This is a genomic window from Haladaptatus sp. CMSO5, assembly GCF_036689885.1.
GTDB lineage: Archaea > Halobacteriota > Halobacteria > Halobacteriales > Halococcaceae > QDMS2.
In genome coordinates, this window is sequence record NZ_JBAHVW010000001.1 from 838,483 (window position 1) to 859,578 (window position 21,096).

At 60.9% G+C, this 21,096-nt stretch carries 23 protein-coding genes and 1 tRNA gene; 10 read left to right on the forward strand and 14 right to left on the reverse strand.

Annotation, left to right across the window (positions count from 1 at the left end; genetic code table 11):
- Positions 1–48: 48 nt before the first annotated feature.
- The gene (locus tag V5N12_RS04520; RefSeq protein ID WP_332897961.1) at positions 49–1,077 is read right to left on the reverse strand and encodes an ATP-binding protein; all 1,029 of its coding nucleotides are present in this window, start codon (positions 1,075–1,077) and stop codon (positions 49–51) included.
- A gap of 75 nt (positions 1,078–1,152) precedes the next feature.
- Here V5N12_RS04520 and V5N12_RS04525 point away from each other — a divergent pair, with 75 nt between their 5' ends.
- Positions 1,153–1,602 (forward strand): DUF7382 domain-containing protein, encoded by a 450-nt coding sequence (locus V5N12_RS04525; RefSeq protein ID WP_332897962.1) that lies wholly within the window; start codon positions 1,153–1,155, stop codon positions 1,600–1,602.
- A 2-nt stretch (positions 1,603–1,604) separates the two neighbouring features.
- On the opposite strand, the gene V5N12_RS04530 is transcribed toward V5N12_RS04525, so the two are convergent.
- Entirely contained in the window at positions 1,605–2,336 is a 732-nt protein-coding gene (locus V5N12_RS04530; RefSeq protein WP_332897963.1) for a protein-L-isoaspartate O-methyltransferase family protein, read from the reverse strand.
- Positions 2,337–2,358: 22 nt separating this feature from the next.
- Positions 2,359–3,297, reverse strand: coding sequence for a class I SAM-dependent methyltransferase (locus tag V5N12_RS04535; RefSeq protein ID WP_332897964.1), 939 nt, complete (start codon positions 3,295–3,297; stop codon positions 2,359–2,361).
- A gap of 316 nt (positions 3,298–3,613) precedes the next feature.
- Here V5N12_RS04535 and katG point away from each other — a divergent pair, with 316 nt between their 5' ends.
- Complete coding sequence (gene katG, locus V5N12_RS04540) at positions 3,614–5,752, forward strand: catalase/peroxidase HPI (RefSeq protein ID WP_332900070.1); 2,139 nt, start codon at positions 3,614–3,616, stop codon at positions 5,750–5,752.
- 82 nt (positions 5,753–5,834) lie between these two features.
- Here katG and V5N12_RS04545 read toward each other — a convergent pair whose 3' ends face one another.
- Entirely contained in the window at positions 5,835–6,488 is a 654-nt protein-coding gene (locus tag V5N12_RS04545) for an HVO_0476 family zinc finger protein (protein WP_332897965.1), read from the reverse strand.
- Positions 6,489–6,542: 54 nt separating this feature from the next.
- Entirely contained in the window at positions 6,543–7,517 is a 975-nt protein-coding gene (locus V5N12_RS04550) for an aminopeptidase (RefSeq protein WP_332897966.1), read from the reverse strand.
- 114 nt (positions 7,518–7,631) lie between these two features.
- On the opposite strand from V5N12_RS04550, the gene V5N12_RS04555 reads away from it, so the two are divergent.
- Complete coding sequence (locus V5N12_RS04555; protein ID WP_332897967.1) at positions 7,632–8,645, forward strand: type II glyceraldehyde-3-phosphate dehydrogenase; 1,014 nt, start codon at positions 7,632–7,634, stop codon at positions 8,643–8,645.
- A gap of 42 nt (positions 8,646–8,687) precedes the next feature.
- Positions 8,688–9,068, forward strand: coding sequence for an Hsp20/alpha crystallin family protein (locus V5N12_RS04560; protein ID WP_332897968.1), 381 nt, complete (start codon positions 8,688–8,690; stop codon positions 9,066–9,068).
- Here V5N12_RS04560 and V5N12_RS04565 read toward each other — a convergent pair.
- A complete protein-coding gene (locus V5N12_RS04565; protein ID WP_332897969.1) occupies positions 9,065–9,925 on the reverse strand; it encodes an ATP-grasp domain-containing protein in 861 nt (286 codons plus the stop codon). The genes V5N12_RS04560 and V5N12_RS04565 overlap by 4 nt on opposite strands.
- Positions 9,926–9,969: 44 nt before the next feature.
- Positions 9,970–10,500, reverse strand: coding sequence for a 50S ribosomal protein L16 (locus V5N12_RS04570; RefSeq protein ID WP_332897970.1), 531 nt, complete (start codon positions 10,498–10,500; stop codon positions 9,970–9,972).
- A gap of 141 nt (positions 10,501–10,641) precedes the next feature.
- Between V5N12_RS04570 and V5N12_RS04575 the strand changes: the two genes are divergently transcribed.
- The gene (locus V5N12_RS04575; protein ID WP_332897971.1) at positions 10,642–11,628 is read left to right on the forward strand and encodes a glutathione S-transferase family protein; all 987 of its coding nucleotides are present in this window, start codon (positions 10,642–10,644) and stop codon (positions 11,626–11,628) included.
- A gap of 71 nt (positions 11,629–11,699) precedes the next feature.
- Positions 11,700–11,888, forward strand: coding sequence for a hypothetical protein (locus tag V5N12_RS04580; RefSeq protein WP_332897972.1), 189 nt, complete (start codon positions 11,700–11,702; stop codon positions 11,886–11,888).
- A 290-nt stretch (positions 11,889–12,178) separates the two neighbouring features.
- On the opposite strand, the gene V5N12_RS04585 is transcribed toward V5N12_RS04580, so the two are convergent.
- A complete protein-coding gene (locus V5N12_RS04585) occupies positions 12,179–12,604 on the reverse strand; it encodes an Hsp20/alpha crystallin family protein (protein ID WP_332897973.1) in 426 nt (141 codons plus the stop codon).
- 163 nt (positions 12,605–12,767) lie between these two features.
- Between V5N12_RS04585 and V5N12_RS04590 the strand changes: the two genes are divergently transcribed.
- On the forward strand, positions 12,768–13,202 hold the full coding sequence (locus V5N12_RS04590; RefSeq protein WP_332897974.1) for a universal stress protein: 435 nt from the start codon (positions 12,768–12,770) through the stop codon (positions 13,200–13,202).
- A gap of 180 nt (positions 13,203–13,382) precedes the next feature.
- Positions 13,383–13,787 (forward strand): carboxymuconolactone decarboxylase family protein, encoded by a 405-nt coding sequence (locus V5N12_RS04595; protein ID WP_332897975.1) that lies wholly within the window; start codon positions 13,383–13,385, stop codon positions 13,785–13,787.
- A gap of 19 nt (positions 13,788–13,806) precedes the next feature.
- On the opposite strand, the gene V5N12_RS04600 is transcribed toward V5N12_RS04595, so the two are convergent.
- The 3 genes from V5N12_RS04600 to V5N12_RS04610 all read right to left on the reverse strand — a co-directional run bounded on the left by V5N12_RS04600 (position 13,807) and on the right by V5N12_RS04610 (position 14,757).
- Positions 13,807–14,214, reverse strand: coding sequence for a nuclear transport factor 2 family protein (locus V5N12_RS04600; RefSeq protein WP_332897976.1), 408 nt, complete (start codon positions 14,212–14,214; stop codon positions 13,807–13,809).
- A gap of 151 nt (positions 14,215–14,365) precedes the next feature.
- Positions 14,366–14,560, reverse strand: a complete 195-nt coding sequence (locus tag V5N12_RS04605; protein ID WP_332897977.1) for a cold-shock protein — start codon at positions 14,558–14,560, stop codon at positions 14,366–14,368.
- Between the two features lie 2 nt (positions 14,561–14,562).
- A complete protein-coding gene (locus tag V5N12_RS04610) occupies positions 14,563–14,757 on the reverse strand; it encodes a cold-shock protein (RefSeq protein WP_332897978.1) in 195 nt (64 codons plus the stop codon).
- A 346-nt stretch (positions 14,758–15,103) separates the two neighbouring features.
- Between V5N12_RS04610 and V5N12_RS04615 the strand changes: the two genes are divergently transcribed.
- Entirely contained in the window at positions 15,104–16,624 is a 1,521-nt protein-coding gene (locus tag V5N12_RS04615) for an aldehyde dehydrogenase family protein (RefSeq protein WP_332897979.1), read from the forward strand.
- Between the two features lie 46 nt (positions 16,625–16,670).
- Here the strand turns inward: V5N12_RS04615 and V5N12_RS04620 are convergent, their stop codons facing one another.
- On the reverse strand, positions 16,671–16,796 hold the full coding sequence (locus V5N12_RS04620; RefSeq protein ID WP_332897980.1) for a hypothetical protein: 126 nt from the start codon (positions 16,794–16,796) through the stop codon (positions 16,671–16,673).
- A gap of 194 nt (positions 16,797–16,990) precedes the next feature.
- Here V5N12_RS04620 and V5N12_RS04625 point away from each other — a divergent pair, with 194 nt between their 5' ends.
- Entirely contained in the window at positions 16,991–18,286 is a 1,296-nt protein-coding gene (locus V5N12_RS04625; protein WP_332897981.1) for a low temperature requirement protein A, read from the forward strand.
- 313 nt (positions 18,287–18,599) lie between these two features.
- On the opposite strand, the gene V5N12_RS04630 is transcribed toward V5N12_RS04625, so the two are convergent.
- Positions 18,600–18,673: transfer RNA gene (locus tag V5N12_RS04630), tRNA-Phe, on the reverse strand.
- Between the two features lie 239 nt (positions 18,674–18,912).
- The gene (locus tag V5N12_RS04635) at positions 18,913–21,084 is read right to left on the reverse strand and encodes an outer membrane protein assembly factor BamB family protein (RefSeq protein ID WP_332897982.1); all 2,172 of its coding nucleotides are present in this window, start codon (positions 21,082–21,084) and stop codon (positions 18,913–18,915) included.
- Positions 21,085–21,096 lie beyond the last annotated feature (12 nt).

A 21,096-nucleotide genomic window follows, 5' to 3' on the forward strand; every position in this document is an offset into this window, starting at 1 on the left:
CAATTTCGACCAGCCACACCTGCCCGGTTGTGGCTGGCCATCTCTCTTTCAGCAGCCGTTCACACGAGGAGTTTCACCGCCGTGGGGTGTTTTCCGGGGTCGAACTTTCACCGCGTGCGTGCGCTCTGTGACATCGTCCACGACGAGCGCCTCGCCCGGCGCGGTCGGCATCCGACTGGCAAACGAGCCGTCGAGATACGTCGGGCGCGCTGCTTCGAGGGCCGACCGGTCTGCTTCGTTCGTCACTCGATGAACAACGAGGAGGTCTGCCTGCGAGTGCGCAACCGACGGGAGCGCACCGGGGCGCTGGGTCGCCGCGACGAGGCTGACGCCGGGTTGTCGTCCGCGGGTGAGCAGCGTGCGAAGTGAAGGGCCAGCCACACCGTCGAAAAAGACGTGTGCTTCGTCTACGAGCAACCACGGCAGCCGCGAGGTTGTCCCGTCGATTCGCGCGCGATAGAGTGCCTCTGCAACCGCCCGACACACCGCGTTCATCGGCGGGTCGGCCAGTCCCGAACAGTCGAGGATGGTCACGTCGGGAGAACAAAGCTGCGACGTGGTGAGGCCGTCGTCACCGAAGACGTCCCACTCGCGTGCAAGCGCGAGGTGATTTCGGGCTGCTCGGCGCGTCGCGTCGTCCACCGTGGCTTTTTCGAGGAACGTTTCCATCACGTCGAGACTCGCTGTCGCGCTTGCGGCCTGCCAGAGCAGACTCCCAACAGCACCAGCCGGGTCGAGATTGAACAAACCACACCACGACCGCGCCGAGAGCGTATCCGCACAAATCGTCGGGTCGGACTCGACTGTCGCTTCGATTCCAGTGTCTGCGTTTGCAAGCGTCGTGAACGCGCCCATTGGGTCGATGATGACGGGTGCAATTCCGGGACAGCGCGCCAACTCCTCTGCGAGAACGCCAAGTGTGTAGGACTTTCCTGACCCGCGCTTGCCCACGACGAGCGCGGCGTGCGGTCGGTTCAGGTCGAGGCCAACTGCCCCACCGCGGCTCCCGTCGCGTGCTCGAAAATGCCCCAGACTCGCAACCGGCCCTCTGCCATCTCGCCGTCCGAGTACGTCCATGCGCCCTCTCGCCGTGGCTTCTCACTTCAACTCTCGGCCGAGCGTTTATCAACGAAGCCGGAACCAGCGCGGGGTATGTCCGCACTCAAGCGACTGTTCGCAGACGACCGCGCCATCGAGGGCCTTCCGATTCGTCTCGTCATCGCCCTCGTCGTGGGCGTGGCGAGCCTCAGCGTGATGATGAACATGCTCTCTGGCGTGCAGGGACTCGCCGTCTCGGAGCTCGACGTGCGTCCCCAGCCAGAGGTCGTCAGCCCTGGCTCCCAAGACGTGACCCTCAACGTAGTCGATGCAGACGGCACCACCGTCTCGAACGCGACCGTGGTGGTGAGAAGTGGAACCGCCTCCATCGACGGCGTCAAAACGGTGCGCACAGACGCCTCGGGACAGGCAACCATCTCACTCAATCCGCGATTGGGCGCGAACCGAGACACGGGCACACTCACACTCTCGGTCAAGCCACCGGCTGGCAGTTCGTTCGTCGACCGCAGGGAGAATACGGCGATTCTGGTGGTGCGAGAGTAAGGTTAGTCCCAGTCAATCCACTCGTGTTCCCAGCCGTGGCGGGACTCTGACTCGCGCACCATGTGCTCGAAGTCTTCGCGCGCGGTGCGATTGCGTTCGATCGTGCCCGCCTGTTCGCCATCGACCAACAGCGGCCGGAACAGCACGGAGCCATAGCGGTCGACCATGTCGCCGTCTTCGAAGGCAACGAGCGTTTGCTTACCCACACCGAGTGGCATTACCAGCCGTCCGTCGGGAGCGAGTTGGTCAAGCAGTGCCCGCGGCGGTCGCACGGCAGCGGCTTCGACCAGAATCTTGTCGTAGGGTGCGTACGCCGGGAGGCCGCGTGCGCCGTCGCCCTGGTCTACGTAGACGGTTTCGTAGCCCGCTTCCGCGAGGCACCTGCGCGCGTCGTAGACGAGTTGGCGCGAGATGTCCACCGCCTGGACGTTTTCAGGGCCGACGATGGCTGCGAGTACGGCGGCCGTGTAGCCGATTCCGGCACCGACGACGAGCACCGACTCGCCTTCTGCTGGGCAGAGCGCTTCGACGAGTCGGCCAACCGTGCTCGGGGCGAGAATGGTGGTTCCGCGGTGGTCGAACGCCTGGTCTGTGTACGCCCCGCGCGCGTCATCGATGAAACAGTGACGGGGAACGGTGCGCATCGCGATGCTAACTGCCTCGCTAGACACACACTGCTTACTCTCGTGTTCGAGGCTCGCGACCATATCGTCGCGGAGCACCGCGAGATCCATATTGCAGAACAGTGCGCCACAACTAATCAATGGCGCGCCTGCCGCCGACCAATTGCAAATCCGTTCCGGGGATGGATTCGACGCGAGCCTGCTTGAAGCTAGCCGCGGACAGCCACGTTCTGAACTGCTGTTCGGTGTACGTGTCACCGCGTTCGCTCTGGGCGAGCATATGCGCGCCGACGAGGGCGGCGTTCTGCGCGTGGTCACGCACGAACTCTGAGAGCACGAGCGAACCCCCTGCATCGAGTGCATCGTGTGCATGTTCAATGAACGATCGTACAGTCTCGGGGCCGTGCCAGTGGGCAACGCCCCCGGCGAAAACGAGGTCGTACGTCTCCGAAATCGGCGCTCCAAACTGGCCTTCGACCAACGATACGGCTTCGTGGCGCAACTGTGCGCGGTCGCGTTCGATGACTGCAGGCGTATCACAGAGCGTCACGTCGTAGCCTCGGCGGGCGAATTCGAGCGCGTATGTTCCCGCGCCACCGCCCACGTCGAGGACGCGCGTGCCACCGTCGTGGTAGTGGACGGCGGCGGTCACGACCGCCCGCACGGTCGCCTCGTCCATCGCGGCGTGCGCGCCGAGTTTGTTCACCGTCCACTCTGGGGGTTCGGGTGTCTGCTCACCGGTTCGCATCGCCTCAGGAAGCGCCACCCAGCGGTCGAGCGCGTCGAGTTCGTGTGAGAGCCGCCCGATTGAGTTCAGGTCGGTTTTTGCGAAGAACCCAAGCGCACGGTTCGTTGGCTCGTAGCCCTCACCTACCTGTTTGAGAAAGCCGCGCTCGGCGAGCGCCTCGATGGTGATGCGCGCGGCGCGCTCGGTCACGTTTGCTTCGCGGGCGACGGTCTCCGGGGTTCCGGCTTTCGTCATCACCGCATCGAGAATTCCTGCCTTACGAGCCGCCCAGAGGACGAGCAGCTCGCGGAACTCGTGGGCTCGCGTGGCGTCTCGGGTCGGCATCAGCGTCCCTCCGTCATGTGCGGCAGGTGGGGATGGGTCGTAAAAAAGCCGCGTGTCCACCGTGTGTTGATTTCGACGCAGGCAAACTGCGTGGGGTAGTGCCGGTTTCGTGACTGTCTCACCTGCCGTCTCCGCTACCTTTTTTCGCGACTGGCACGAACCCTTCGAACGTACTTTGATTACCTATGTCCGATGAGATGCCCAAACGTGGGATGGGGGACACAGACCATTCCCAGACGACCGTAGACCGACCCACACACACAACCAACTCCGGCGGGCAGGTGCCGGACATACTCACGGAGGTGCGCACCTAATGATGCAACGAAAAGAGCACGACTGGTGGCCAAACCAGTTAGACCTGAACATTCTCGACCAGAATGCTCGCTCTGTCGGCCCAATGGGCGAGGAGTTCGACTACGGCGAAGAGTTCCTCTCGCTCGACTTAGACGAGGTAAAGGCGGACATAGAGGAGGTCATGACGACCTCACAGGACTGGTGGCCAGCAGACTACGGCCACTACGGACCGCTGTTCATCCGGATGGCGTGGCACAGCGCCGGCACCTATCGCACCAGCGACGGCCGCGGCGGTGCAGGCGGTGGCGCACAACGCTTTGCCCCGCTTAACAGTTGGCCGGACAACGCGAACCTCGACAAGGCCCGTCGCCTGCTCTGGCCGGTCAAGCAGAAATACGGCCAAAAACTCTCGTGGGCAGACCTGCTGATTCTGACCGGAAACGTCGCCTTGGAGTCGATGGGCTTCGAGACGTTCGGCTTCGCGGGCGGCCGCGAAGACATGTTCGAGCCTGACGAGTCCGTCTGGTGGGGACCAGAAAACGAGATGGAAGCCTCAGACCGCTTCAGCGACGACGGCGAACTCTTGAAACCACTCGGGGCGACCGTCATGGGCCTCATTTACGTGAATCCGGAAGGTCCGGACGGACAACCTGACCCGATTGCGTCAGCGAAGAACATCCGCGAGTCGTTCGACCGCATGGCGATGAACGACGAGGAGACGCTCGCGCTCATCGCCGGTGGGCACACGTTCGGGAAAGTCCACGGTGCGGCCTCCGGCGACCACCTCGGTGCAGAGCCAGAAGCCGCCCCAATCGAGAAGCAGGGCCTCGGCTGGGAGAACAGCTACGGCGAAGGCAAAGGCCCAGACACCATCACGAGCGGCATCGAAGGCCCGTGGACGTCCTCGCCAATCCAGTGGGACATGGGCTACCTCGATAACCTGCTCAACTACGAGTGGGAACCGCACAAAGGCCCCGGCGGCGCGTGGCAGTGGAAGCCAACAGACGAGTCCCAAGTCGCCGCTGCGCCGGATGCTCACGACCCGTCAAAAGAGCAAACGCCGATGATGCTTACGACGGACATCGCGCTCATCCGTGACCCCGACTACCGGGAGATTGCAGAGCGGTTCCACGAGAACCCAGACCAGCTCAAAGACGCCTTCATGAAGGCGTGGTACAAGCTGACCCACCGCGACATGGGGCCACCATCCCGATTCCTCGGCCCGGAGGTTCCAGACGAGGAGATGCTGTGGCAAGACCCGCTCCCCGAAGCCGACTACGACCTCATCGACGAGGACGACATCGCCGCGCTCAAAGCGGAGCTTCTCGACTCAGGGCTGTCGGTCTCGCAACTGGTTTCGACGGCGTGGGCGTCGGCCTCGACGTTCCGCGGCAGCGACAAACGCGGGGGCGCAAACGGCGCGCGCATCCGCCTCGCACCGCAGAAGAACTGGGAAGTGAACGAACCGGAGCAGCTGGCGACGGTGCTCGAAACGCTGGAGGGTATCCAAGAGGACTTCAACAGCGCTCAGTCCGACGGGACGCAGGTCTCGCTCGCTGACCTCATCGTGCTCGGTGGCTGTGCGGCCGTCGAACAGGCAGCACAGGATGCGGGCTACGACGTGACCGTCCCGTTCGAACCGGGGCGCGTCGATGCCTCCCAAGAGCAGACCGACGTGGACTCGTTCGCCGTGCTTGAACCGGACGCAGACGGCTTCCGGAACTACGAGAAAGACGGCCACGACCGCCCAGCAGAGGAGGCACTCGTGGACAAAGCGGACCTGCTGAACCTGACCGCACCCGAGATGACGGTGCTCGTCGGCGGGATGCGGGCGCTCGACGCTAACTACGAGGGGTCTGACCTCGGCGTGTTCACCGACCAGCCGGAGACGCTGACCAACGACTTCTTCCTCAACCTGCTCGGCATGGAGACGGAGTGGGAACCGGTCACCGACGCAGAGAACGTGTTCGAAGGCCACGACCGTGAAACGGGTGAACGCAAGTGGAAAGGCACGCGTGCCGACCTCATCTTCGGGTCGCACTCCCGGCTTCGCGCCCTCGCGGAAGTGTACGCAACCGACGACGCAGAGGAGAAGTTCGTCCACGACTTCGTCGAGACGTGGAACAAGGTCATGAATCTCGACCGGTTCGACCTCGACTAAACGCGCCGCTCACTGGTTTTCTTTTTTTTGGCTTCGTTCTGCTGTCGAACGCGCAGCGCGTCGCGTCTAGAAAACTGAGTCGCTACCAAGCCGACCAGGCGGTCGAACTCTCGTCGCGCACGTAGAGCCGTTTGATGTCCTTTGCGGTCGCCGTGTCGCCGCCGAAGTCGAACTGCTCGCGGTCGTAGCCCTCTGCGTCGTCACGAATCATGATGCCTTCGACGGTGAACTCCTCGCCGTCTAACTCCTCTTTGCGGCCCACGGTGAACTCGTAGTCGCCGGGAACCTGCAATTTGAGGCTTTTCGTTTCGTCGCGCCGCCCGTCTTTCGGGTGCATCGTGACGTTCACGCTGATGTTGTCCACCGCGCGCGTCCAGAACGTCTTGATGTCCTTGATTTCTGCTTCCTCGACTCGCTGGCCGCCGTTGAGTTCGATGCTCGTGATGCGGACGGTGAGGATGGCCTCGTCGGTTTCGACGATGAACTCCTCGCCCACTGCGCTCTTCTCGGTTGGCGGGGCGCTGACGGTTGCCTTGAACGAGTCGCCGTCCTGTGAAACGACCACCATCTTCTCGACGGTGGACTCGGTTTCGATGGTCGTCTTGTGGACGTGGTCGCACTCTGTACAGCGGACGGTGACCTGTCCGCTTCCGGGCTTCAGAACCTCGTGGACGGTTTCGAGTTTCGGTGAACACGAGGGGCAGACCACGGCGACGCGGTCTGAATGAGTACTCATGGCCACCTCTAACCGGTCGAGCCTAAAAGTGCGTGGCGATTCTCGTCAGTCCGCTCAGGCCTGTTTTGGCTGTGGCAGCTCGATTTCGATGCCGTCTGCGTACACGGTCGGCTCGCGCAGGATGCCATCTAAGTGGAGCGGGGCGGACACGTCGCCGCCGATGCCCGCGTCGTCACCGATGGCGATGTGAACCGTCCCGGCAGCCTTCTCGTCTAAGAGGACGGAGCCGACGAGGTCTGCGACCGCGACGTTCGTCCCGATGCCGAGTTCCGCGAGGTTGTAGGCGTCCTGTCCGACTTCTTCTGCGGCGGTCTCGATTTGCCCGCGGATGTCATCGTCACTGACCTCGGTCACGTAGCCGTCTTCGACCGTAAAGGAGAGTTCCTGCCCTTTGTCGAGCAGCCCGTAGGGCATCATCGTCCCGTCTACGACGAATTCCCCAGTCGCGGTGACAGGGCTGATGAACACCTCGCCTGCGGGCAGGTTCGAGAAGTGGCCCGGCTTGTGGACGATGCCGGTGTCTGCGAGCCATTTGCGGTCGCCGAACGCGAAGGTGATGTCCGTCCCTTGGGGGGAGGTGACGCGCACTTCGTCTGCGTCTTCGACCTTCGCAATCGTCTCGTAGGAGGTCTGCTTGATGTTCTCGTAGTCGGCGTCGAGACCGGTCGTGAACACCTCCTCGGTGATGCCCGGCAGGGTCGCCCCACGCGCCCCGGCTTCGTTCGCGTTCCCGCGGGCGCGGGTGTGGCTCAGGCTCTTGGTGGTCGGCGCGAGGAACACGTCGGCTTCGCGCAGGGCAGCGGCGACGGGGGCAGATGGCTCTTCGCCGTGTTGGCTGAGCGGCGGGTAGCGCATGATGGTCGCGTCTGCGGTCACGTCGCGGGCGGCGGCGTAGAGCGCCTCGCCGATGCGCTCGCGTTTGTCGTCGGTGACGATGAGACAGCTTTCGTCAGCTTGGAGGTTGAGACACTGGCCGATGGCGGTTTCTGCGGCGGCGGCGAGTTCCGCGTCGGTCGCGCGAGTTGTCATGAATCAGGTGTGGTGGCCGGGGCCATTAGCAGTTCTCATCCGCGCTCTGTCGCGCGTTGACCACACACACGGTTGCCCGAAACGATTATGCAGACAGCAAAACCACCGCCACATATGATACAAGTCGGGATTAACGGCTACGGTACAATTGGCAAGCGCGTGGCAGATGCGGTTCGCGCCCAAGACGACATGGAAGTCATCGGCGTCGCAAAGACGCGACCGAACTTCGAGGCCGAAACTGCAGTCAAAAAGGGCTATCCACTTTATGCAGCCATCGAAGAGCGCGCCCCGCTGTTCGAGGAATCCGGGCTCGAACTCGCCGGGATGGTCGAAGAGCTCATCGACGCCGCAGACATCATCGTCGACGCGACGCCCTCCGGTATCGGCGCACAGAACAAGGAACTCTACGACGAGTACGAAACCCCGGCACTCTATCAGGGTGGCGAGGATGCAGACCTCGTTGACGTGAGTTTCAACGCCCGCGGCAACTTTTCCGAAGTCGAAGGCGCAGACCACGTCCGCGTCGTCTCGTGTAACACGACCGGCCTCTCCCGACTGGCCGCCCCGCTCGAAGAGGAATTTGGCATCGAAAAGATGCGCGTCACGCTCGTCCGCCGCGGCGGCGACCCCGGCCAGACCTCCCGTGGCCCCATCAACGACATCCTCCCGAATCCAATTACGCTCCCGTCTCACCACGGTCCAGACGTGAAGACCATCTTCCCCGACCTCTCGATTGACACGCTCGGTATGAAGGTTCCCGCGACGCTCATGCACACCCACAGCGTGAACGTCTCGCTCGAATCCGAGCCAACCGCGGACGAAGTGCGCGACCTCTTAGAACAGGAGTCACGCCTGTTCCTCATCCGCGAGAACATGAACATCGACGGTGCGGGCAAACTCAAGGAGCTCGCCCACGACATCGGCCGCCCGCGCGGCGACCTCTGGGAGAACTGCATCTGGCGTGAGTCCATTAGCATGGAAGGCAACGACCTCTACCTGTTCCAGGCCATCCACCAGGAATCGGACGTCGTCCCCGAGAACGTAGACGCCATTCGCGCCGTCCTCGGCACCGCAGACGCCGCAGAGAGCGTCGCAAAGACCAACGAAGCGATGGGCATGGGTATCTAACTGACCCAAGTCTTTTGCCCTCAACACACCTACTCAATTCCAATGAAACGACGAGATGACCGCGACCCGTTCGACGACCTGTTCCGGGAAATCGAGCGGATGATGAATGACGTGATTGGGGATGACGTGGACGTTAACGTCGAACGCGACGAAGCGGGCAACGCCCACGTCTCCGTGTACGAGGAGGACGATGTCGTTCGCGTCATCGCTGACCTCCCCGGCGTCGACAAAGACCAAATCGACTTGAAATGCGACGGCAAAACGCTAACCATCGCCGCGGAGAGCGAGACCCGTGAGTACGACGAACACGTCTCGCTTCCCGTGCGCGTAGACGAGCACTCCGCAACGGCCACCTACAACAACGGCGTCCTTGAAGTGACCCTGGAGCGCGCAGAGGACTCCGCTGACATCAGCGTCAACTAATCTCTGTTCTCTTCTGCGGTTTCTCGAATCACACCGGCGAGCCGGTCGTAGAATCCGGATTCGTACTTCTTCGGGTCGTCAATCGTGGGCCGCGCGTTCGTCTCGTTTACCACCGCGCGGTCGTCGGTGACGAGCAGGTCAACCCCTAAAAGCGGAATGTCGAGCACCGCAGCAGTCTGCTCTGCAAGCTCCTTGAGATGGTCGGGCAGGTCGATGCCCGTCGCTTTTGCGCCTCGGTGGACGTTGTGCTTCCAGTGGTCGCTGTCTTCGGGTAAGCGGCGTTCGACCGCACCGACGTACTCGCCGTCTAACACCATCACGCGGTAGTCTCGTGCATCTGGAAGGTACTCTTGGACGAGAAATGACTTGTCGCCGGTCGCGCGGTAGTCGTGAATGAGCGAGAGATAGTCAGAGACACCGAGAAACGAGTCTGCATCGTGGACTTTGACGACGCCCGTGCCGCGTGTCGTGGAGTTCGGCTTGACGACGACGGGCCGCTCGAACGCCACGAAGACGGCTTCGAGGTCGCTGCGGTCGGTGGGATTCGAGACCATCGTCGTTTCCGGGACGGGGAGTCCCTCACGGGCGAGGGCGGCGATGACCCCGGCCTTGTTTCGAGAGGTGAGAATCGCTTCCCGGTCGTTTAACCACGGAACGTTGAGAAGGGCGTCTGCGACGCCGCCTTCCATGATACGCGTGGGGTAGACAAAGCCCACGTCGAAGCCGTGCCAGGGTTCGGTGAGCGAGAGCGTCCGCTCTCTCGTTTCGACGTATTCTGCGAGAATCCCCCGCGCTTCGAGCGGCGCTTGCATCCGGTCGTAGGTTTCCTTGTTCGTCGCAACCGCGAGACGGAGCATACGCTCACTGAGCGCGGGCAGCAGTAAAAATGGTCCGTGGCCGATTAGGCGACGAGCAGTTCTTCACCGCGCTCGACGACGATGCGGCATGGTGGGGAGACCTTGTTGTAGGCACGGCGAAGGGCGTCCTTCACAATCGGTGCCTGGTCTACGCTACACCACGCGGTGAACAGGCGCTCACCTTTCGGGATGCGTGCGGCGGTGCCGACTGGCTTCCCGAAGGCGAGGCGCATCCCGTCAGAAACACGGTCTGCACCCGCGCCGGTTGCCTGTTTGTTCTCGCGGAGCACTTGGTGTGGGAACTTGCGAAGAATCATCTTGTAGTTGCCTTCACCGAGCTGCTTGATGAGCGCGCGGTTCGCGCTCAGGCGTGCTGCTTCGAGCGAGCCGTGACGAATCTGGCAGGCTTCCTCTAAGACGAGGGAGATCTGGACTGGATAGTCGTCAGGGTCTGCGTCCACGGCACCCATTTTGTACTGTGCGACTTTGGAACCGGGGATTCCGGTGATGTACTCGCGTCGGGTGTACGACGGCTTGTCGATGTCCCGGTACATCGAGGCAGGTTTGTCGGCCATGGTTACTACTGGAGGCTGACGCCTACCGCGTCAATAAACCCTTCGAACCGACGGCAACAGATGGGCCTCACGCGGCCGATTTCGTGCGAATCGCTCACACGATTGCGTGCGGTTATACGCATTCACTCCCATGCACCGCCCATGAAGATGTTCAACGATGGCGAGTGGGGCCATCATTACGAGTCGACGAACGAGGACGGCGAGTTCGAGCGCCAGTCCACGATGTTCCGCGACTGGGTGGAAGCCGACCCCGACGCCGACTACCCCGCCGAGGCCGGGCGCTATCACCTCTACATCTCGTGGGCGTGCCCGTGGGCCCACCGCACCGCACTCATCCGAAGCCTTCGCGGCCTCGAGGATGTCATCTCGATGGACGTCGTCGACCCCTACCGCGACGAAGGTGGCTGGCAGTTCACGCCGGAAAAGGCAGGCTGTACCGAAGACTCCATCAACGGCTTCGACTACCTGCGCGAGACCTACCGCGCGGCCGATCCGAACGTTACCGGGCGCGTGACCGTTCCAGTTCTCTGGGACACGCAAACGGAAACCATCGTCAACAACGAATCCGAAGAAATCCTCCGGATGCTCGACACCGCTTTCGCTGACTTTGGGAACGACGTGACGCTCTACCCCGAAGGCTACCGTGAGGAAATAGACGATGCCATCGACGCCATCTACGCGCCCATCAACAACGGCGTCTATCGCGCCGGTTTCGCAGACTCACAACAGGCCTACGAGGACGCCGTCACCGACCTCTTTGCCGCGCTCGACCACTGGGAGGATGTGCTCGCAGACCAGCGCTACCTCGCGGGCGACAAACTGACCGAGGCAGACATCTGTCTGTTCACGACACTCGTGCGTTTCGACCCGGTGTACGTCAACCACTTCCGATGTAACCTCCGGCGTATCGTTGACTACCCGAATCTCTGGAACTACCTCAAAGACCTCTACCAGACCCCCGGTGTCGCGGAGACGGTGAACCTCGCACACATCAAAGAACACTACTTTACGACCCACGAGAGCCTGAATCCGAAGGGTATCATCCCGGAGGGACCAGTGCTCGACTTCGAGGCACCCCACGACCGCGCCCGGCTCGCGGGTGGCCCACCGGGCGCGCTCATTCAGTAAACCCTACACGTCGATCGTTTTTTGCCCGGCAACGCAGATTCAAGTACTTTGGTAACGTATAGCATTCGTCTATGCCAGATGCAAAACGTGGCCGAGAGAAGAAGGGGCTTCGCAAGGAGAAACAACTGCTCGCGGCTGAGGCTGAACGGGAACTGGCAGTGGTCGACGAAGACCAACAACTCGAAGACTTCGAAGAAGACGTAGAAGACGTCTCCCTCGAAGATATCTTGCTTGATGACGGAGAGTCCATCGACGCATAACTCCACACTTTTTAGTGTTGCTGCAGGCGCTAGCTCCCGCTGTGTGTCTGTAAAAATCGAAAAACTGCAAGGGGACACTCTCGCAACGACGCTTGAATCGCGTTCGGTGCCCGTGGTCCCTCTCTACCAACGGTTCTCAGTTCTGGCAACACGGTTGCCAACCTTCGCGAAACCTAACGGTTTCGCTCAGTTCTGGAGAGAAACACCTCTCCAACCCTCGGAACGCGCTCTGCGCGTTCCTCAGTTCTGGCAACATGGTTGCCAACCTTCGCGAAACCTAACGGTTTCGCTCAGTCACTAATCTCGATGCGGTGGCTGCTGTCGTCCATCGTTTCCTCGGTTGGAAGGTGGATCTCGAGGACGCCGTTGCGGTACGATGCGGTGATGTCGGCTTCCCGAATCTCACCGGGAATCGTCATCTGCTCGTGGACCTGGCGGCGCTGGGAGGTGTAGTCGTCTTCTGCCTCGTGGGTGCCCGTAATCGTGAGCACGCTGTTGTCGAAGCGAACGTCGAGTTCTTCCTTCTCGAAGCCCGGCATGTCCGCGAGAACAACGTAACCCTCCTCGTCTGTTTCGAGGGTCATGTTGCTCCCCGCGTGGCGGAACTCGGGGGTGAAGTCGCTCCATTCCATCCCACCAAAGGGCGAGCGCATCATTCGCTCGCGCATCTGTTCCATCAGGCGGTCCATTTCGTCAAAGCGGTCGTTGATTCGCATGGTAGGTTACCGACATGCTTATAAGCGCTTTGAGATATTAAACGTAGCGTCACCCGTGATAGCAAGCGGAAAATCGCCTGAAAGGAGTTCCTTTACCTGAAGTGAATCTTATTTCGCTGGAATCGGGGCGTACTACTATTATCCCACCGGTTGTAACTCCTGTATGTACCAAAACATTTTACTCCCCACTGACGGGAGTGCTGGGACGCAAAAAGCCATCGAGCAGGCGCTCGACCTCGCTGCGACCTACGACGCGACGCTCCACGCCCTTTACGTCATCGACACCGCAGCGTTCGCCCCGGAAGTGGACGTGGGCCTCATCATCGACACCCTCAAAGAAAACGGCAAGAACGCCCTCGCGGAGATAAACGACCAAGCAGTCGAAGCGGGCATCGTCACCGAAACGACCATCGAGAGTGGGTCGCCCCACCGCGAAATCTTACGCTACATCGACGACAACGACATCGATCTCGTCGTGATGGGAACCCACGGACGGAAAGGACTCGGCCGCTATCTCCTCGGGAGTGTTACCGAAAAAGTCGTCCGCAGTTCGTTGGTTCCCTGTCTCACCGTCCGCATGACCGAGACGGACGACTGAGCCACACCACTTCGTGAATATCCGTTTTTCCAGTGGGTAGGGGTACAACTTTCCCCCTATCGAACGTACGTTTCTATGGTGATCGTCTGAACAGACCGGATCACCGTGGGGTGGATTGTCCTGTGTGTGACTCTCTCCGACAATTGGGTCCCACACTGTATCGACAACTGAGGAAAACACATGGCAACAACAGGCAAACAGGGGCCATCGTACGACGAAACACTCGCTGACATCGAAGCGACGCTCGGCATCGTACCGGGGTGGTTCAAAGCTCTGCCAGAAGACGATGTTATCGCAGAATGGCCTACTTTCAAGCGATATGCCGTCGAGGAGACGGAGATCCCAGCAAAGTATCGTGAACTGATCGGTCTTGCAGTCGCAGCCAACATTAAATGTCCGTACTGTCAGGCGTTCCACAAGGGTGCCGCGGAGATGAATGGTGCGACCGAAGCCGAAATGGCTGAACTCTTCACGCTTGCGAGCTACACGGCCCGCTACAGCGCCATATTGCACGCACAGCACTACGACATGGATACGTTCATGCAAGAGTTCGAGCAAATCGGTGAACACCTTTCGGGAAGCTAGTCCCGCGAGTATTTTTTGGTTAGAGCGACCCACTAGCCAGCGGCACGACGGTCGCCGCAGACAGCTTCCACTCGCCGTCGACGCGCTCGAACTCGTCTTCGTAGCGCCCCTGCATCCATCGTTGTTCGCCCTCGCTATCGGTGTACATGAGCAACACGTACCAGCGACCGGTCGCCTCGTCGCCCGCCACGTTGATGACGGGATTCATCAGCAGGTGGGCGGTCTGCTCGTACATTTCGTCGAAAATCTGGTTTGCGAAGTACTGGAGCCCCTCTACGCCTTCTGCACGGTCGTCACCGGCGCGCCCAAAGGAGCCGTCTTCGGTGTACAACGAGACCCACGCGTCGTACTCGTGGTCGTCGATGAGATAGCAGTATTCGTGTTTGAGCTGACTGATTTCGAGGTAGTCTTCGACAGCTGATGCCATGGTTCACCCTCGAAGGAGTGAGGGAAGTAAGTTTGTGTGGCGGTCACTCGCCGGGCATACTGTGGATGCGTCTCTCTATTTCTGCACGCGGCGCTCTTGACCGTAAAATACTCTGAGAAAGTTTAGTTAGTTGCTGAACGAGAAACCCGACTTACAGGCGGGTGACGTTCTTCGCGCGAGGGCCTTTGTCGGCCTGCTCGATGTCGAACTCGACTTCGGTTCCTTCTTCGAGGTCAGGACCGCCGACGTCTTCCATGTGGAAGAATACGTCGTCGTCTGCGTCGTCCGTCTTGATGAAACCGTAGCCGCCGGTGTCGTTGAAGAAGTCGACTTTACCTTTCGCCATGATTACAGACGCTCCAGGTTCGTTGCGCGGGGACCCTTGTCGGCCTGCTCGATGTCGAACTCCACTTCCTGCCCTTCTTCGAGGTCTGGGCCGCCGATGTCTTCCATGTGGAAGAACACGTCGTCGTCTGCGTCGTCCGTCTTGATGAAACCGTAACCGCCTGTGTCGTTGAAGAAATCAACGTTACCTTTCGCCATTACCTTTGGTTCGAGGGACTTGCCACTGTTAAGTCTTCTGAATGTAGTTTCAAGATTTGAAAATCTATGAGAAATATACCGACTATCGGACGACAAATGACTACTTATTGCCCGTACTTGCGCAATTTTACAAAATATTGTGCGTATTCGTCAGTTCGCCACGCTACTCTGTTGGTCTTGGCAGTTTCATCGAGGTGTGGCGCTCGCGACGTGGTTACGCGACACACGATGTAACCATTTTCTATCTATTCTAGGCCGTACCCGACGAAGTGTAACCACAATTGGTTTCTCTCCGCCCATGTGCGGATTCACACTTAAGCCGGGTGACCGACCATATCCAGCTACGATGACCACTGAGTCTGGAGACGTACCAGAGGACAGACAGACAATTAGCGACCGCCACGCCGACACGGCCGCGGAGGTCGTCCCAGACCAACTTGGCCTCTACATCGGCGGCGAGTGGGTCGAAAGCGCCTCCGGCGAGACGTTCGAGACGCGCGACCCGACCACCGGCGAGGTGCTCGCAGATATCCAAGCCGGAAACGCAGCCGACGTAGACCGCGCCGTGAGCGCCGCCCAGACTGCCTTCGACGAAGAGTGGAAACAGACCGGTCCCGCCAAACGCCAGAAACTGCTCGAAACCATCGCAGACCGCATCTCGGCCAACCGCGAGGCGTTCGCACAACTCGAAACGCTCGACAACGGCAAACCCATCAACGAAGCCCGTGCAGACGTCTACCTCGCCGCAGAACACTTTCGCTACTTTGCGGGCGTGACGCGCTCGCTCGAAGGCGAAACCGTCCCGTCCGACGGCCCGCGTCAGATTCAGACCGTCCACGAGCCCTTTGGCGTCGTCGGCCAAATCATTCCGTGGAACTTCCCACTCCTGATGGCGTCGTGGAAACTCGCTCCCGCGCTCGCCGCGGGCAACACCATCGTCCTCAAGCCAGCAGAGGAGACGCCGCTCACCGCGCTCAAGCTGATGGCCGAAATCGACGACGTGCTCCCCGACGGCGTCGTGAACGTCGTCACCGGATTCGGCCCCGACGCGGGCGAACCGCTCACCACGCACCCGGACGTGCGCAAACTCGCCTTCACCGGTTCGACCGAAATCGGCAAGCAGGTCATGAAAAACGCCGCAGACCGCGTCGCAGACGTCACGCTCGAACTCGGCGGCAAGAGCCCGCTCGTCATCTTCCCCGACGCCAACCTGAAAAAGGCGGTTGCGATTACGAACATCGCCATCTTCTACAACACCGGCGAGTGCTGTACGGCAGGCTCGCGCCTGTTCGTCCACAAAGATATCGCAGAGGAGTTCTTGGAGAAACTCACCGAAATCGCAGAAGGCCTCGCCCTTGGCGACCCACTGCTTGACGACACGCGCATGGGGCCGAAGGTCTCGAAAGAGCAAGCAGAACGCACGCTTTCGTACGTCGAGAAGGCCCGCGAGGCGGGTGCGACCATCCTCACGGGCGGCGCTGCACCGGACGACGACGCGCTCGCCGCGGGCAGCTTCGTCTCGCCGACGCTCATCACGAATCTCGACCACGACCACGAGGCCGTCCAAGAGGAAATCTTCGGCCCCGTCCTCGAAGTGTTCGAGTGGGACGACTACGACGAGATGATGGCGCTCGCAAACGACGTGGACTACGGCCTCGCCGCCGGGGTCGTGACCGACGACCTCACGAACGCAAACAAAGCTGCCCGCGACCTGCAGGCAGGCACGGTCTGGGTCAACCAGTACAACGACTTCCCAGACGGGATGCCGTTTGGCGGCTATAAACAGTCCGGCATCGGCCGCGAGCGCGCTCGAGAGACCGTCTACCACTACATGCAGACCAAAAGCATCGACATCTCGCTTCGCTGATTCCCACCCTAATTTTCGGTATCTCCCGCCTCGCTTTTCACCCGTGTTAGTTTCCAAGCCACCGAACGAGTAGGCCAACGAGCAACACCAGTGCGCCGCCGATGAACGTCCCCGGAATCGGCAGCACGAACAATCCCACGCCAAACGCCAAGATGAGTGTCGAGGTTTGCATGCCTGTGGATTCTTGCGTGCGACGGTTACCGCTTGTGGCCAGTCGAAATCTCTGGAGCCAGTCTCGTTCGACAACGACTGCATCTCGGCCGGGTCGTCGCACCCCTCGCCCGCGCTAGCGGCTTTATTCTGCACCCCAGCGTAGTTCTAGAGCGACGCATTCGGTGTTCGGCGTCGAAACGCGGGAGGGAACTGGTGGTTGAGAGAACGGCAACAGACGGCGTGGGGGAGGCACGCGGAGAGCCACCAGTCCGCGGACGCGACAGCATGGGGGTTGTCCACCACTCGACGCGTTTCCTGCGGGCAGCCAGACGTCCGCCGACGCTCTACACCCGAGAAGGTGACCGCCATGCGACGTGGTTAGAACTGTTTTTCGACCTCGTGTACGTCGTCGCCGTCGCAGAACTCGGCGGCCTGCTCCACGAAGACCATTCGCTCACGGGTTTTCTCGGCTTTGCTGGCCTCTTCGTCATCGTCTGGTGGACGTGGCTCGGATTCTCAACCTACGCAGATCAGTTCGATACCGACGACATCGTCCACCGGGTCGGGATGGTCGCCGTCATGTTCGGCGTCATCGTCCTCACGGGGACGATTCCCAGCGCGCTTCACGGCGGGTCGTTCGCCTTCGCCCTCGCCTACCTGCTCTTGCGCACCCTCTACATCGGGATGTACTTTCGCGTGTGGCTCAACGTCCCCGAGTATCGGCAGTTCTCCGCGTTCGTCATTGGCTCGACCACACTCAGCGCAAGCGTCTGGGCGGTCTCGCTGTTCTTCCCTGAACCCACTCGCTTTGCAATTTGGGGTCTCTCGTTCGTCGTGAGCATCGTCGTGACCGTCCGAGGCTACGTCGGCCTCGAAACCATCCCCCGACCCACCTCGCACTTCTCAGAACGGCTTGGCCTGTTTACCATCCTCGTGCTCGGTGAAACCGTCCTCGCCGTCGCGGTTGGCACCTCTGGCACCGACTGGGCCGTCGGCTCTGCGCTCACTGCAATCGCTGGCTTTCTCATCGCCGTCTCGTTCTGGTGGACCTACTTCCGCCACGTAGACGAGTGGTTCGTAGACCGGATGTACCGGACGAACTCGGGCGCGTGGTCGCGCGAGCGCGAAGTGTCGTTCGCCCACGTCATCGGCCACATCGTCGTGTTCATTGGCATCATCACCACCGGCGTCGGCATCGCACTCGCCATCGAAGCCGCAATCGAGAGCCACACACTCGAACCGAGCGCCACCGCCGCCGTCGCCGGTGGTGTCGCCATCTTCCTCCTCGGCACCAGCCTCGTCCACCGAACCACACCCGAACCACCCCACGACCACGTACTCGCCGTGCGATTGACTGCAACCGCTCTATTGGTACTCATGGCGTTTCTCGCGCCTGAAATCGTCCCGCTCACGCTTGTCGGGCTAGTCGCCGTGCTGTTGGTTGGGTTGAACGCCTTTGAGGGCTTTCGGGCGTATCTTCAAGAACAGGCGGTTGCGATGGAAACGTGAGGCGGCGGGGTGGACTTTCGGGGCTGTGGTGCCGCCTCCCGGATTGTGAACCTCGGTCGCTCGCACTGCTCGCTCCCTGCTTCAAATCGGCTCGGATAGAATGTTCATGGCCGACAGCTCGCTCGCTTCGCTCGTTCGTGTTGTCGGCCGTAGAAAATGCCGCCTCCCGGATTGTGAACCATGTCGAGATGGTCGCCTCGTTTCACTCGCCGCTGCGACTCGTCTGGCTCAAATCCGCTCGGTTCGCAGTTACAGATTTCAACCGAGTTGCTCGGCGACGAGACGCCTCGCTGGAGGTGTTGAAATCAGAAAATGCCGCCTCCCGGATTTGAACCGGGGACAGCCCGATCTTCAGTCGAGTGCTCTCCCAGGCTGAGCTAAGGCGGCGCACGTCGCTTGTGTGCAATCGGACGGAGGGTGACGGCACAAAAAAGGATTTCGAAAGGCGGCGGCAGAGTCAGGGCAAAAACAGGTCGGCCACATCAAAGGTTGTTCCACACTCTACGCACTCATAGTCAGTCCCGCCCGCGGATTTGACGTAGCCGCTGCACTTCGGACACGATTTTGCCATTGCACAGAATGGGGTGTGGTGGCACATATCGCTTCCGGCGGTGTCACCTGCCGGTTTACTCAGTTCGCTCGAATTTGTAGATGTATCCGGCTTCGGTCGCGACGTAGAGCGCGGTGTCGGTCAGCGCCGGGGTGACCGAAATCTCGGCTTGTGCGTCGTACTGGCGGCGCTCGGTGCCGTCCTCTGGGTTGAGTGCGCGAATCGTATTTCCAGCGCCGACGTAGACTGTGGCGTCAGTGGCGAGTGGTTCGGTGAGAATTTCTTCGACAGGGGTGTACGCCCACAGCCGTTCGCCGGTTGCGGCGTCGAAGGCGGCGAGTTGTGTCACCTGTTCAGCCGGGGCAATCGTCGCGAAGACGTGCGTTTCGGTCGCGGCGAGTCCGGAGACGGTGCCGGCGACCATCGTCTCCCACACGGATTCACCAGCGTCGTCGAAGGATGTGAGCATCCCGTCACCGGCGGTGAAGGCGTGCGTGGCGTTCGAAGCGAGTTGCGAAACGGTCGTGTTTGCGACCCACGCGACGCCTCCCTCGGCGCGGTCGAGCGCCCAGAGCGCGTCGCTCGTCCCGGCGAGCACCGTCTCTCCGAGGAAGACGGGGTCGGCTTCGACCGTCGCCATCCCGGGACAACTCTTTCCGGTGAACTCCCATTGCTGTTCGCCCGTGGTTGCATCAACCGCGTAGAGCGAGGCAGCTTGATCTTTGAACTCCGACCCGGCGTACACCATCGAGCCGTCAGAGAGCGGTGCCGTCGTGAGATTTTTCTCGAAGAGTTGTTGCCAGCGCTGGTTGTCTTGCCGGCCGAAGAGGCCGTCGTCAGTGATGAAGTCGAGGGCGGTTAGCCCCCTCCCGAGTGCAGTGTAGTACGCACCGTCGTCCACTTCGAGCTTCCCGCCCTTTCCTTCCCAGTGTGGGCCGCCTTTCTCTGCTTCGACGGCGATTCCTTGCGAGGTGTACACGCCGTATTCGCTTGCGACGAGCGGTTCGCTGACGGTGAACAGATAGGGGTCCGGATTCCCATAGTCGTGTTCGCCGAGGAAAAATCGCCAGTCGAGCGAGCGTGGCCCTTCGACGAGTTCGTACAGATAGTTGTAATGTGAGAGGAAGTACGGCGTTCCATCGTCGATGAACAGCCCGTACGGATTGTACACCTCCATATCGGTCACGTAGTACCGCCATCGCTCCTCACCAGTCTCCGTATCAATGGCGACGAGTTGCTGATAGAGGTCTGCTCCGGATGGGACGTAGAGCGTGTCTCCGGCCCCGGTCATCGGCACACGGTAATCTTCGAGGAGTTCGATGCTCCATCTGAGTGACCCATCAGCCGCGTCGTAGCCGTCGACAGCACCACTCTGTCGGCGGACGAACACACCTCCGTCAGAGACGACAGGCGGCACACTGACATCGTCATCGACGGTCACTCGCCAGCGTTCTTCTCCCGTGGTTGCATCGACTGAAACGAGTTCTTCGTCCGCGGCGAGAAAGAGTGCACCATCTGAGGCAACCGGCGCGACGAAACTCACTGCCTTGTTCCACTGCATCTCGCCGGTTTCTGCGTCTAAGGCGAACACGCCGAGCGTCGTGGCGATGAACACGAGTCCCGCCTCGACGCTCGGGATACCGTAGGAACTGTCGGTGCCAATGCTGCCACCGGTCTCGTAGGACCACACTCGTGAGCCGTCTTCGAGTGCCAGCGCGTAACACCAGCCTGTGTCGGTCGTGAAGTAGACGGTTCCATCGACGACCGTCGTCGAGGAGGTGTCTTCTTCGCCGGTGTCGAACTGCCACAGAACACTACCGTCCTGCGTCGAGAGCGCAGAGACGACGCCGCCACCGCTCAGGATGAGCGTGTCGTCGGAAACGGTCGGTGATTTGTCCGAACCGATTTGGTGGGTGGCGCTGTCGTACGACTGTTCCCAGAGGAGTTCGCCAGTTTCGAGGTCCGTTGCTTGAATGTCGAAGCCAGCAACGTACGCGACGCCGTCAACGATTGCGGGGCGTTCGTCGTTTTTCGGGTCGATTTCGACCGTCGAATTGGCTATTGGATAGTTGAGGTCAAGAGAATCGGGAACGAAGCCAGTGTTCCCTGCGTCGTACTGAAACGTGCTCCACCCCGTCGATGCGTGTTCGTCTGCGCGAGTCAAGAGGGCATTTGCGCTGCCGATTCCGGCGACACCTGCGGTGAGGCCAAGTGCTTTCAGAATCGTGCGCCGTGTACTTCGTGGCATAGGTAGCCACAC

Excerpts from the sequence above, each read along its gene's own strand:
- katG (WP_332900070.1), top strand. The coding sequence starts at position 3,614 with ATGCAACGAAAAGAGCACGACTGGTGGCCAAACCAGTTAGACCTGAAC.
- V5N12_RS04545 (WP_332897965.1), bottom strand. The coding sequence starts at position 6,488 with ATGAGTACTCATTCAGACCGCGTCGCCGTGGTCTGCCCCTCGTGTTCA.
- V5N12_RS04560 (WP_332897968.1), top strand. The coding sequence starts at position 8,688 with ATGAAACGACGAGATGACCGCGACCCGTTCGACGACCTGTTCCGGGAA.
- V5N12_RS04525 (WP_332897962.1), top strand. The coding sequence starts at position 1,153 with ATGTCCGCACTCAAGCGACTGTTCGCAGACGACCGCGCCATCGAGGGC.
- V5N12_RS04535 (WP_332897964.1), bottom strand. The coding sequence starts at position 3,297 with ATGCCGACCCGAGACGCCACGCGAGCCCACGAGTTCCGCGAGCTGCTC.
- V5N12_RS04635 (WP_332897982.1), bottom strand. The coding sequence starts at position 21,084 with ATGCCACGAAGTACACGGCGCACGATTCTGAAAGCACTTGGCCTCACC.
- V5N12_RS04550 (WP_332897966.1), bottom strand. The coding sequence starts at position 7,517 with ATGACAACTCGCGCGACCGACGCGGAACTCGCCGCCGCCGCAGAAACC.
- V5N12_RS04620 (WP_332897980.1), bottom strand. The coding sequence starts at position 16,796 with ATGCAAACCTCGACACTCATCTTGGCGTTTGGCGTGGGATTGTTCGTG.
- V5N12_RS04585 (WP_332897973.1), bottom strand. The coding sequence starts at position 12,604 with ATGCGAATCAACGACCGCTTTGACGAAATGGACCGCCTGATGGAACAG.
- V5N12_RS04615 (WP_332897979.1), top strand. The coding sequence starts at position 15,104 with ATGACCACTGAGTCTGGAGACGTACCAGAGGACAGACAGACAATTAGC.
- V5N12_RS04570 (WP_332897970.1), bottom strand. The coding sequence starts at position 10,500 with ATGGCCGACAAACCTGCCTCGATGTACCGGGACATCGACAAGCCGTCG.
- V5N12_RS04595 (WP_332897975.1), top strand. The coding sequence starts at position 13,383 with ATGGCAACAACAGGCAAACAGGGGCCATCGTACGACGAAACACTCGCT.
- V5N12_RS04555 (WP_332897967.1), top strand. The coding sequence starts at position 7,632 with ATGATACAAGTCGGGATTAACGGCTACGGTACAATTGGCAAGCGCGTG.
- V5N12_RS04565 (WP_332897969.1), bottom strand. The coding sequence starts at position 9,925 with ATGCTCCGTCTCGCGGTTGCGACGAACAAGGAAACCTACGACCGGATG.
- V5N12_RS04590 (WP_332897974.1), top strand. The coding sequence starts at position 12,768 with ATGTACCAAAACATTTTACTCCCCACTGACGGGAGTGCTGGGACGCAA.
- V5N12_RS04605 (WP_332897977.1), bottom strand. The coding sequence starts at position 14,560 with ATGGCGAAAGGTAAAGTCGACTTCTTCAACGACACCGGCGGCTACGGT.
- V5N12_RS04600 (WP_332897976.1), bottom strand. The coding sequence starts at position 14,214 with ATGGCATCAGCTGTCGAAGACTACCTCGAAATCAGTCAGCTCAAACAC.
- V5N12_RS04575 (WP_332897971.1), top strand. The coding sequence starts at position 10,642 with ATGAAGATGTTCAACGATGGCGAGTGGGGCCATCATTACGAGTCGACG.
- V5N12_RS04610 (WP_332897978.1), bottom strand. The coding sequence starts at position 14,757 with ATGGCGAAAGGTAACGTTGATTTCTTCAACGACACAGGCGGTTACGGT.
- V5N12_RS04530 (WP_332897963.1), bottom strand. The coding sequence starts at position 2,336 with ATGGATCTCGCGGTGCTCCGCGACGATATGGTCGCGAGCCTCGAACAC.
- V5N12_RS04520 (WP_332897961.1), bottom strand. The coding sequence starts at position 1,077 with ATGGACGTACTCGGACGGCGAGATGGCAGAGGGCCGGTTGCGAGTCTG.
- V5N12_RS04580 (WP_332897972.1), top strand. The coding sequence starts at position 11,700 with ATGCCAGATGCAAAACGTGGCCGAGAGAAGAAGGGGCTTCGCAAGGAG.